Origin of the sequence: Oribacterium sinus (assembly GCF_963537195.1) — a bacterium.
Classification (GTDB): domain Bacteria; phylum Bacillota; class Clostridia; order Lachnospirales; family Lachnospiraceae; genus Oribacterium; species Oribacterium sinus_A.
This window is the reverse complement of the sequence record NZ_CAUTEG010000085.1, coordinates 1-10170: the sequence shown is the minus strand read 5'-3', so window position 1 is coordinate 10170 and position 10170 is coordinate 1. Positions and strand designations below refer to the sequence as shown.

General features: G+C 41.6%; 13 protein-coding genes. 4 read left to right on the top strand and 9 right to left on the bottom strand.

Translation table 11 applies throughout. The features are described from left to right. The 9 genes from RYL27_RS09075 to RYL27_RS09035 form a co-directional block, all read right to left on the bottom strand. On the bottom strand, positions 1 to 456 hold a 456-nt coding region (locus tag RYL27_RS09075; protein WP_314966710.1), incomplete at its 3' end, for an HD domain-containing protein. 11 nt (positions 457 to 467) lie between these two features. After that, positions 468 to 773, bottom strand: a complete 306-nt coding sequence (locus RYL27_RS09070; RefSeq protein ID WP_314966708.1) for a HigA family addiction module antitoxin — start codon at positions 771 to 773, stop codon at positions 468 to 470. Between the two features lie 121 nt (positions 774 to 894). Then, entirely contained in the window at positions 895 to 2151 is a 1257-nt protein-coding gene (gene dinB / locus RYL27_RS09065; RefSeq protein ID WP_314966707.1) for a DNA polymerase IV, read from the bottom strand. 46 nt (positions 2152 to 2197) lie between these two features. After that, positions 2198 to 2863 carry a methylated-DNA--[protein]-cysteine S-methyltransferase gene (locus RYL27_RS09060; RefSeq protein ID WP_314966705.1) on the bottom strand — a complete coding sequence of 222 codons (666 nt, stop codon included), beginning with the start codon at positions 2861 to 2863 and terminating at the stop codon, positions 2198 to 2200. 67 nt (positions 2864 to 2930) lie between these two features. Then, positions 2931 to 3161, bottom strand: coding sequence for a hypothetical protein (locus tag RYL27_RS09055; protein ID WP_314966703.1), 231 nt, complete (start codon positions 3159 to 3161; stop codon positions 2931 to 2933). Further along, complete coding sequence (locus RYL27_RS09050; protein ID WP_314966702.1) at positions 3158 to 3640, bottom strand: DUF3990 domain-containing protein; 483 nt, start codon at positions 3638 to 3640, stop codon at positions 3158 to 3160. The genes RYL27_RS09055 and RYL27_RS09050 overlap by 4 nt, the downstream gene beginning before the upstream one ends. Further along, the gene (locus tag RYL27_RS09045; RefSeq protein WP_314966700.1) at positions 3637 to 3852 is read right to left on the bottom strand and encodes a DUF3791 domain-containing protein; all 216 of its coding nucleotides are present in this window, start codon (positions 3850 to 3852) and stop codon (positions 3637 to 3639) included. Before RYL27_RS09045 ends, RYL27_RS09050 begins: the two co-directional genes overlap by 4 nt. Before the next feature lie 140 nt (positions 3853 to 3992). Beyond that, on the bottom strand, positions 3993 to 5288 hold the full coding sequence (locus RYL27_RS09040) for an enhanced serine sensitivity protein SseB C-terminal domain-containing protein (RefSeq protein ID WP_314966698.1): 1296 nt from the start codon (positions 5286 to 5288) through the stop codon (positions 3993 to 3995). Positions 5289 to 5609: 321 nt separating this feature from the next. Next, on the bottom strand, positions 5610 to 7493 hold the full coding sequence (locus tag RYL27_RS09035) for an NAD-dependent epimerase/dehydratase family protein (protein ID WP_314966696.1): 1884 nt from the start codon (positions 7491 to 7493) through the stop codon (positions 5610 to 5612). Positions 7494 to 7825: 332 nt separating this feature from the next. On the opposite strand from RYL27_RS09035, the gene RYL27_RS09030 reads away from it, so the two are divergent. The 4 genes from RYL27_RS09030 to RYL27_RS09015 all read left to right on the top strand — a co-directional run. Further along, positions 7826 to 8161, top strand: a complete 336-nt coding sequence (locus RYL27_RS09030) for a helix-turn-helix domain-containing protein (protein ID WP_314966694.1) — start codon at positions 7826 to 7828, stop codon at positions 8159 to 8161. A 142-nt stretch (positions 8162 to 8303) separates the two neighbouring features. Then, positions 8304 to 8609, top strand: a complete 306-nt coding sequence (gene citD, locus RYL27_RS09025) for a citrate lyase acyl carrier protein (RefSeq protein ID WP_009536794.1) — start codon at positions 8304 to 8306, stop codon at positions 8607 to 8609. Beyond that, complete coding sequence (locus tag RYL27_RS09020; protein WP_314966692.1) at positions 8599 to 9501, top strand: aldolase/citrate lyase family protein; 903 nt, start codon at positions 8599 to 8601, stop codon at positions 9499 to 9501. Before citD ends, RYL27_RS09020 begins: the two co-directional genes overlap by 11 nt. Then, a partial coding sequence (locus tag RYL27_RS09015) for a citrate lyase subunit alpha (protein ID WP_314966690.1) occupies positions 9494 to 10170 on the top strand: 677 nt, incomplete at its 3' end. The genes RYL27_RS09020 and RYL27_RS09015, both read left to right, overlap by 8 nt.

The window sequence follows — 10170 nt, the reverse complement described above, 5'->3', positions numbered from 1 at the left end:
ATAAAAATGCTCGATGGAATTCTCCAAGCTTCTACCGTGGCTTCCGCCAAACTGGAAGCAGCGAGCAATACCGATAGCGCCAATCGCTTCCAGTCGGTCTGCATCCTGCACAATTTTTCCCTCAATAGTCTCCGGAACTTTTCCTCTATTTTTGCTAAAAGAAACGGAATTGATATTCCTGCATATTTCCTCAATTCGCTCTTCGGAAAGTCCCTCCTGCTGCAAAAAGATTCTGGCATTGGCATTATTTTCCGTATGAAAAAGCTTATGATCGTCGCAGTCATGTAGGAGGGCGGAAAGCGCAATAACTTCCTCTTCTCCCTGTCCTTCCATGTCGGCAATCATCAAAGCATTTTTGTATACCCGCAAGCTATGAGCCAGGTCGTGCCCGTCTCCATTTCCCTGAAATAGCTTTGTGATATAGTCTATCGCCCTTTCAATTCTACTTTCTTTCATACACTTGCCCTCTATAACGCCACTGTATTCTCCATAGGCAAACTCGGAAAAGCAATAACATTATTAACGATATTCCGCTCTGCCTCCCATATGGTAAGCTTTTGCTGCATATTCATCCAGCTCTCAACGGAAGTTCCGGTGGCTCTACTAATACGAATCGCCATCTCCGGACTCAGAGAAACCTTTTCATGGACAAATTCCGAAAGAGCTTTTCTGCTAATCCCTAACATTCCGGCAGCCTCAGTAATTGATAAATTTAATGGCTTCAAAACATCCTCAAGAAATACAGTTCCTGGATGTGTCGGTTTTCTTTTCATAGTTGGTCTCCTTACTTCACTCAATGATAATCTTGATAATCCACTAAATAGGCATCCTGCCCTTCAAAGTAAAATATCACTCTCCACCTGGGTTTTAACGTAACCTCCCGCGTTACAAATGTCAATCTTTTCCTCCGAACTTTCGCATCTCCTCTATCAAATCGTACACTCTCTCTCCGGAAAGAATCGTGGTTTTTCTATCCTCAAAAATGGTGCCATAGCGAGCCTCCAGTTGCTGCCATCGCTCTTCCATTTCTCTTTCTTCCCGTTCTTTTTCTTCCGTGAAAATGTCGGCAAAGCTAAGCTGTCTTCCTTCATTTTCCTCCAAATGGTAAAAACCTTCCCCGATTAATCGCACCCTTCGCTTTGGAATCTGCTGCAAGAGAGCAGAGGCATTTTTATATAAGGAAAATGCGCTTTGGGTACTTTCCGAAATGAGAGCGGAGCGGGTAATGGTTTTCATATCTGCAAAAGTGATTTTCAAAGAAACGCCTCTTGCATAGAGCCCGTAGCGCTTCGCCCTACTCTCTACTCGAAAGGATAAAAGAAACAAAACATCATCCAAAAAGGAATAGTCTGTTACATCCTCCTGAAAAGTCATTTCTTTACTGATGCTTTGGGTGTCCTCCGGTCTATAAGGAACCACCTTCCGATGGTCGATGCCGTAGGAAAGCTCCAAAAGCATTTTACCCTGATTTCCCAGAAGACGAAGCACTTCCTTTTCTTTTTCCTGTAAATCCTTCACGGTATAAATCCCAAAGGAATAGAGCTTTTCCGCTGTTTTCTCTCCTACCGTAAAAAGTGCCCGTACGTCTCTGTCTCGCAAAAGCTCTACATAGTCTTCTCTTCTTTGAATCATAAAGAAGCCATTAGGTTTTTTCTCTTCACTGGCGGTCTTTGCCGCCGTTTTTCCGTAGGCAATCCCTACAGAGCAGGTCAGCTTCAGCTCTTCCTTTACCCGCCTTTGAATTTCCCGCCCGATTCTTTCCGCTTCGGAAAAATCCTTGGCGACTTCCGTTAAATCAAGATAGCCCTCGTCGAGGGCAATGTATTCCACTTGCTTGGTATAGCTTTCCAGAATTTCATGGAGCTCCTCTGACACCGCCTTATATTTTTCAAAATCCGGGTACAGAAAAACAGCCTTCGGGCAAAGCCGAAAGGCTTCCTTACTGTTCATGGCGGAACGAACGCCATATTTTCTCGCTTCATAGTTGCAGGTTGCCACTACGCCCCGCTCCGTTGGCTTTGCCCCGATAATCAAGGGCTTATCTTTCAGAGCCGGATTGTCTCGCATTTCCACGGAGGCGTAAAAGGCGTCCATGTCCACATGAAGGATGATTTGATTTTCCTGATATTCAGTTTGTGATAATTCCTGCATTTCCGATATATCTTTCCTTCTACAGAAAAAGGATACTTTACTCCATCTACTTCTCTGTTTTCGTTTCTATCTTTATTTGCACTTTATCTTTTCCTATGCCAAACTTCTTCAAATCCACTTTTCCGTCCTTCACTTCCACTCCATCTTCTTCCAGGCGTTTTCTCTGTTCATCTTCTCCGCCGAAGGCAAAGGCAGGCGCTAATTCTCCCTTGGAATTCACAACCCGAAAGCAAGGAATATTCTCCGGATCCGGATTCTTATGCAGGGCATTTCCCACGGCACGGGACATTTTTTTATTCCCGGCCATCTCCGCAACTTCCGCATAGGTAGCCACCCTGCCTTTAGGAATCTTCTTTACTGCCTCGTAAATGCGTTTTGTGGGGGAATCGGAAATAAGAGCATAGCTTTCCGAAATCATTCTTTTCAGCTCTTCCTCCGGAATACTGCCGTCTAAAATGATGCTGTTCCAATGCTCTTTATTCTGGTGATAGGCAGGCTGTACCGCAGGATAAACTCTTCTCCAAAAATCCCGCCATTCCGGATGGACCTTCACATTAAGATTCACTAAACCATTTCTTTCGTAGATAAGCAGAAAGGCCTTTTTATTTTCTTGAAAACGAATCAGCTCCCAATCCGCAGTTAGAAAAGGACGGTCTATATAGCTATCCGGAAAGGATAGACCGAATTGTATTGCTTCTTCTTTGGTTTTCATTTTTTACAATTTACTCCTATGTATACTATGTTTTTATTCTTTTACTTGCATCAAGGAGGCAAATACTCTATTCAGATTTTCTATCTATTTTTTCCATCTCCATAAAAAATACAGTCAAAGCCCTATAATCCAAGTACTGCACTCCTTCCTTTCCCTCCTGAATCATGCCTGCCAGTCTACTCTTATAATAACAGTCCATTGCCTTTTCTAAAGATAAGTGTAGTTCTTTTGCAATATTTTGTATCAATCTTTCTTCTAGATTTTCTTGATAAAACTGCTCTAAAGCTTCCTCTGTCATGGTGTTAACTCCTCTGCTGCAACAAATTTTAAAAGCTCATCAACTGCCCTTTGAGAAATAAATGCTATCTGGTCATAATTTGGATACACACGAATCTCTTTTATCGCTCTTTCTTTATCCCATATTCCTTGATGATACATATCAACCACTCGAAAAACTCTATCATTTGCAACTTTTCCGATAATAATGTCAAATTGCAAATAATCTTTTTTCCCCTCACGGCAATCACACACAAAATCAATCCATGAATCTAAATCCTCTCCGAATTCTTTTACTTTAAAATGTATTTTATCCAAGCAAAACTCATATCTGTTAATAAGCGGATCTCCCGACAATAAGTCTGCTCTTCGTTTTGCCCACTTCTCTGCCTGTTCTTTTACCGTAGTTACATAAAATCCCGAACCAAAATCTAAATTCCTAAGGCTATGTTTTACGTCAGGCTTTTCTACATGCTGATTAGAACCATGATACACTATCATACTATCACCCCTTTTTTGGCAAGGTATTCTTCAATATCCTTCACAACAAAATCCGTACTTTGTGTATGTAAAATATCATAATTCGAAATCAGGTAATGATTAAGGCATCCACTCTTTTTTAAAGTAAAATATACCTGTGCGCTCGTCTTTCTCCAACGATTTGCACAAGCATGAATCATGTAAATAATAAAAGAAAATACTTCTTGGCTCAAAATTCCCCCTTCAAATTAATCCATTTTCCACTAGTTTCATTTTCTCTACTTTTTCGAAATACTTTTTCAATCAAATCTATTTTATCATCTTCTTTAACTCATTCCATAATTAAGCTAATCCCTATATTTTCTTGAATTATCTATCCCCTTAGATAAAGCGGCGTCTCAGTTCTTACACCCTTAGCAAAATCTCCTCTTTGCAGCGTCACAAAATCCATATAGGGTATTCTATGCAAAAGATCCCGACAGCTTTCATAAATTTCCTTAAAGCGTTCATGGCAATGCTCCTCCGGCATATCCACAATAATCAAATAGGAACTAGTGCCGGTTTCATCTGTCTTTAAAAGCATATCCAGCATGGCGATATCCGAGTGTGCCTTGGCAAAGGATATAAGTCTCCTATGCAAGGCTTCCACTTCTTCATTCTCCTTTGGATATCCCAGTAAAACCTCCGCATCTTTCTTCACTTCCACAGACTGTACTTTCGCTTCCCCAAATTCACTTTGGTATCCCGGGGAACTCATCAGGTTATGGATAAGTGTAGGGCTTACATAGAAGAGCTGCGGTCCATAAGGATTAATTACAAATCCCTCTCCCTTAGTAAGCATGGACACAATTTGAGGGAAGCCGGCAATCATGGTTTCTCTTTTCCAGCCTTCCTCCATCTGCTGATTCATAGCCCCCATTTGCTGATCCATGGCACCTAGTGCAAACCAATCCGTAAACACCGGAAGGGCCGATTCTCCCCGATCCATCGTTACATGAGGGATGGTGATCTTCATCCCCGCCTTTAGGGTTACAGAGCCATCCTTTTCTCCCATTGGCAGGCTTCCGTCTGTCTCTATCGCCACCAGGTAATGACTCCGTACCAGCTCTCTAAAAAAGAGATTCAGAAACTCACCCTCTCCCTGTTTTTCAAAAAACACGCGACTTAAGCCTAAAAGATAGGGATTCTCCACCGCTTGGTCTACATTCGCTTCAATCTGATAGGGAATATCCGTGATTACAGCATATTTCCAGTCCTGAGAAAGAATATCTTTTCGAGAGAAAAAGAGCTTTACCCTTCTCTGCCCTTGGCTTTCCGGTGTTTCCTCTTGTTCCTCTTTTTTTACCTGCTCCGCAAATGTCGTACTTCCTTCTATCTTCATAATCGTTAGATGAGAAATAGTTCCATCACGATGCAGAGCATAAACCTTCTCCCCTTCTTTAGCATTTCCAAAGAGTTGGCCTTCTACAGAAAAACAATCCCCCTCTACAACTGCATAGCTTTCTACCATCAGAGTAAATCGGGTTCGCTCAGCTCTATCATGGTTTTCTTGCTGCTCTACCTTGTCATTGCTATGCTGCTCGGAATCGACTCCATTCCCACTATGACTTTGATTTTCAGATTTAGACTCATCTTTCTGAGTAAAAAACTTCTTTAACCCTTCTAACATTCTATCCTCCCGAAACTATACCATTTTCCTGCAAAACAATTTAACTTAAAATCACATCCTTCTTTCTTTAACAGGTATATACTATGCGGCGGAACTGTAGTAATCCTCTATCATAGGAAATCAAATACTTTGTCACTACACCATAGCATAACAAAGCGATAGGATGTATAGTACTTGGACAATGCAAATCCCCCGAGGGCATGATAGGCTCTCTTTTATGACTAAAATCTTCGCATGAAATCTCATACAAGTTATACCCTTTGTAGAAGTCAAAATTTATTAATTCAATACCCTCCTGAATATCTAAAATATACTGATTCACTACTCTAAACAAAATGGATAAATAGTACATTCATAAACCATCTTATTCAGTTCTGTATCCTCATAAGGACTTGAAATCATCCATAAGCCTACACCTGGTGGCAACAACAACTCATATTCAGACCTATCGTATACTGAGCTCACATACAACGCAACTGTTCCTTTAGGTACATATATCTTTAATACATTTTTTTCACCAGCATAATATCCCGATGACCAAACAATATTTTTCAACAAACTTGTAGACATAAAACCTTTCTCTTTGCACCATTCATTATGCTTGTTCTTATCTATCAGTATAGTAATAAACTCATCTCCTACAATGCGGTATAACACCAAATCTTGCGATGTTCTAGGCGCTGAAAATAAAGCCAATGAGAGAATTGAAGCTTTTACCTTTTTTAACATATCTTTTTTTAACGTATCTGTATCATTATTTTCCCCTCTTAGATACTCATTTATCTGTTTATATTCATAACCACAATAAAGTGCTACCACATCTTTACAGTACACTCTAGAACTTGTAAAGTATTTTTCAGAACAATCCATTAGTTTTTTATATTTTACTGCCCAATCTTTATATAGCTCTTCTCCCCACTTTTCAGCTTCTTTCTCATTTAAAAACTCTTTATAAGCTTTTTTATTGCCTAGCGATATAAAATTTATATCCTTTGCATGTTCTAATGCTTTTATATACTTCACCATGTCTTCCATACTTTCCTCACTCCCCCTCGGGCTATACTCTAAGTCCCTCTCTGCCTTTCTCCGATCAAAATCACAATTGGAATGCAGTACCGCAATCGAATATGGAGTAAAGAACAAGGTTTTTTTTTGTAAAATGGAAATCTGCTCATATAGGGGAGCAATCCATTTTGCCAAAAAGTCCGGAAGGAAAATGGGCATCTTGGGAAGCTTTAAAATTTCTTTTACAGTAAGTAGTATTTTCCTCATGGGTAAATATTCTCCAGAAAGGATATAGCCTTCCCCATTTTTCCCTTTTTCCGCAACAAGAAGTATTCCTTCCGCAACATCCCGCACATCCACAAAATCATAAGTACCTTTTACCGCAAGGGGAAGCTTTCCTTTCATAAAAGAAATGAGCATAGAGGTAAAACTTCCTTTACCAAGATCCCCAGGCCCATAGATTCCGGTAGGAAAAACGATATTCCCACGCAGTCCTTTCTTTAAATATTCTACAAATAAGGCACTCGCCATTGCCTTAGATTTTGCATACTCCCCATGCACAAGATTAGGACAGAAAAAATTCGGCTCAGCAATACGTATTCCTTTCTTTCTATCTGGAATCGCGTGCACAGAGCTTACATAAATTAGCTTTCCAACCGCTTTTTTAAGGCAGATGTCTAATATATTTCTCGTGCCCTCAACATTTACCGCATAAAGCATTTGGGATGGCTTCGTCGCCACGGAGATAATACCGGCACAGTGAATCACCAAGGAGGAAGAATCCGCTTCTTGCAAGAAGCGCTGCACATCCTCTTTCTTTTGCACATCGCCTGTAACGCAGTTCACAGCTTGTGGAATATAGGAACGCAAAGAATCTCCTTCCAAAAGCAGAGTATAAATTGCATCATACTGCTGCTTTACCAATCGCCCCAAAACATGCCGTCCCAGATAACCGCTGCCTCCTGTTACAAAACACTTAGTAAACATAATATCCTTTCTTTTCCACAAACAAAAGGGCAACCGCACTTCCTCTCTCCTGCCCCAGATTTCATCACCCACATAAATCTGCAAAAGCTTGGCAATATTCTGTACCACGTAAAGCCCTAATCCACTTGATTTTTCCGTTGTACGCCCATTAATTTCGAAATAGCCGCAACCGAAGAATTTCTTTAAGTCAGAAGAAAGAATCCCTATTTCCATTGCCTTTCATGCTAAAAGACACGGTAATACTCCACTTCTTCGTATATTTTAAAGCATTAGCAAGTATTTGCTCAATTAGAATAGAAAATTTTCTATAGCTTATTTCTAGGCTATAGTCACATATTTCCAGCATTTTGTATATATTCATGCATTATCACAATTCTCTTCTTTAATTTTGATTCATTCTTCTTTTCCTTAGTAAAATCAATTCCATTCTTCTTTGACACCCTATTAAATAGGGTTTATCATATCAGGAGACAAGACTATGACAAGAACATTTATTCAGACCAACGAATTTTCTAAAATTTGGGACATCTTAGATGAGGTACATAATGGGTAAAAAAACCGTATTCGACAGCATTTTATCCGGGCTGAATGAAGCACTGGAAGATGCAAAAAAAGAGACTCCTTCGTTAAAAAGACATCGAGTCACCGTCATTCCTCTCAAAGAATATGAAGCAAATGATATAAAAAAAATCAGAAATTCAACCGGTCTGTCCCAAAAATACTTTGCAAGTTATATGGGCGTTTCCATTAAAACTGTAGAAGCTTGGGAAGCAGGTACCAACCATCCTTCCGGTTCAGCCAGCAGACTTCTTCACATGATGGAATTGGATAACGAACTCACAGAAAAATATCCCTTTATTTCCAAGGCTTCCTCCACCTGATATTTTTCACAAGAAAATCACACCCTTCTTTCTTCAAGAGGTCTATACTATGCGACGAAGAATAGCATGATTTCACGAAAAGATGTATAGTACTTGAACAATGCAGATTCCCCGAAGGGATGGAAGGTCGAAAGGAGTCGTTATGGAAATCCAAAAAACAGCCAGTGCCGGCACTACGGAGAAATGTGATTGCCTGGTAACCGTTTCCAAAGGAAGCGGCGGCAGAACGGTGCAGCTTAAGTCCAAGGTGCTCTACGAGTACGGAGACAGAATGGTCGCCTTGGTACATCAGTGCCTTACGAAAATGGGCATTCAGGATGCCCTCGTGGAGGTAGAGGACATGGGCGCCTTTGACCACATCCTTGTGGCAAGATTACAGGCCGCTGTTTACCGCAGTCAGGATAAAACGGAAAATATTCCTTGGGGGGAGCTGCTCTATGAATCATAAAAATCGTCTGCGAAGAAGCATGATGTTTCTGAACGCACAGAAACCGAATCTTTTAAAGGATCCTTATATCTATGGGGCGGACTCCTTGATTTTCGATCTGGAGGATGCTGTAGCCCTTGGAGAAAAGGATGCTGCAAGGTTTACCCTCTTTCATGCCTTAAAAAAAGTAGATTATCAAAACGCAGAAAAAGTGGTGCGGATTAACGGTATCGATACCCCATTTTGGAAGGAGGATATTCGTTGCGCCGTCTTTGCCGGCTGTGACAGCATTCGTATTCCTAAAACGGAATCCAAGGAGGATATTCTTTTGGTAGAAGCGGAAGTAGCAAAGGCGGAGCAAGAAGCCGGTGTGACTCCCGGAAGCACCTTTCTTATGGCGGCCATTGAGTCTGCCAAGGGCGTGGTACATTTGGAAGAAATATGCCATGCCTCGGAGAGACTCTTCGGGGTAGCTTTATCCGCAGGAGATTATACCAAGGATTTACATACCGGAATCAGTGGAAGCGGCGTAGAGCTTAGCGGAGCAAGACAACTGATGATTATTCACGCAAGAGCCGCAGGAATACAGTGCTTTGATACCGTCTATACCAATCTGGAGGATATGGAAGGCTTCCGGAAGGAAGTGGAGCTGATTCACACCATGGGCTTTGACGGAAAGTCCATTATAAACCCTAGACAGATTCCCGTTGTGCATGCTGTTTATACTCCAAGTGAGGAGGAAATTACCTTTGCCGAAAAAGTAGTACAGGAAATTGATGAAAAACGAAGTCAGGGCATCGGCGTATTTACCGTAGATGGGAAAATGATAGATATCGCCTTTTATGACGGAGCCAAAAGAACCCTTGCGCTGGCAAAGGCTGCCGGCGTTTTGGAGGAGGTGCAAAATGATTAATGCAGTGGGCAGAGAGATTCCGGATGCGGTTTTAGCGGAAACCGGGAAAACGGTATTTCAGGGAAGCAGACATTTTGACGGCTATTCTTATGAAAAGACAGCAGTAAAAGCAAGAGCACGAATCGGTGGCGAGGGCAGTAAACTGGAGAAGGATTTGCAGGAGGTTTTGCGAAAATGCAATGCCCATGACGGCATGACCATCAGCTTTCATCATCATTTTCGGGAAGGAGACCTGGTGGCTATGCAGGTTATGCAGGCTATTCATGAGATGGGCTTTAAGAACATTACCATCTGTGCCAGCTCCCTCAGCAAAGCCCAGGACGAGCTTGTTCCCATGATAGAAGACGGTACCGTAACCCATATCGAAAGCTCCGGAGTTCGGGGAAAAATCGGAGAAGCCATCAGTGAGGGTAAATTACAGGGAATCGCTATTCTTCGTTCCCACGGCGGAAGAGTTCGGGCCATCGAAACGGGAGAAACGAAAATCGACATTGCCTTTATCGGAGCCCCAAGCTGTGATGAATACGGAAATTGCCGCGCAGTAGGGGGAAACAGCAACTGCGGTGTGCTCTCCTACTCTGCCATTGATGCGGAGTATGCCGAGTATGTGGTGGTTTTAACAGATTGTCTTGTTCCCTTTCCGAATTTTCCGGCAGATATCAGTATGAC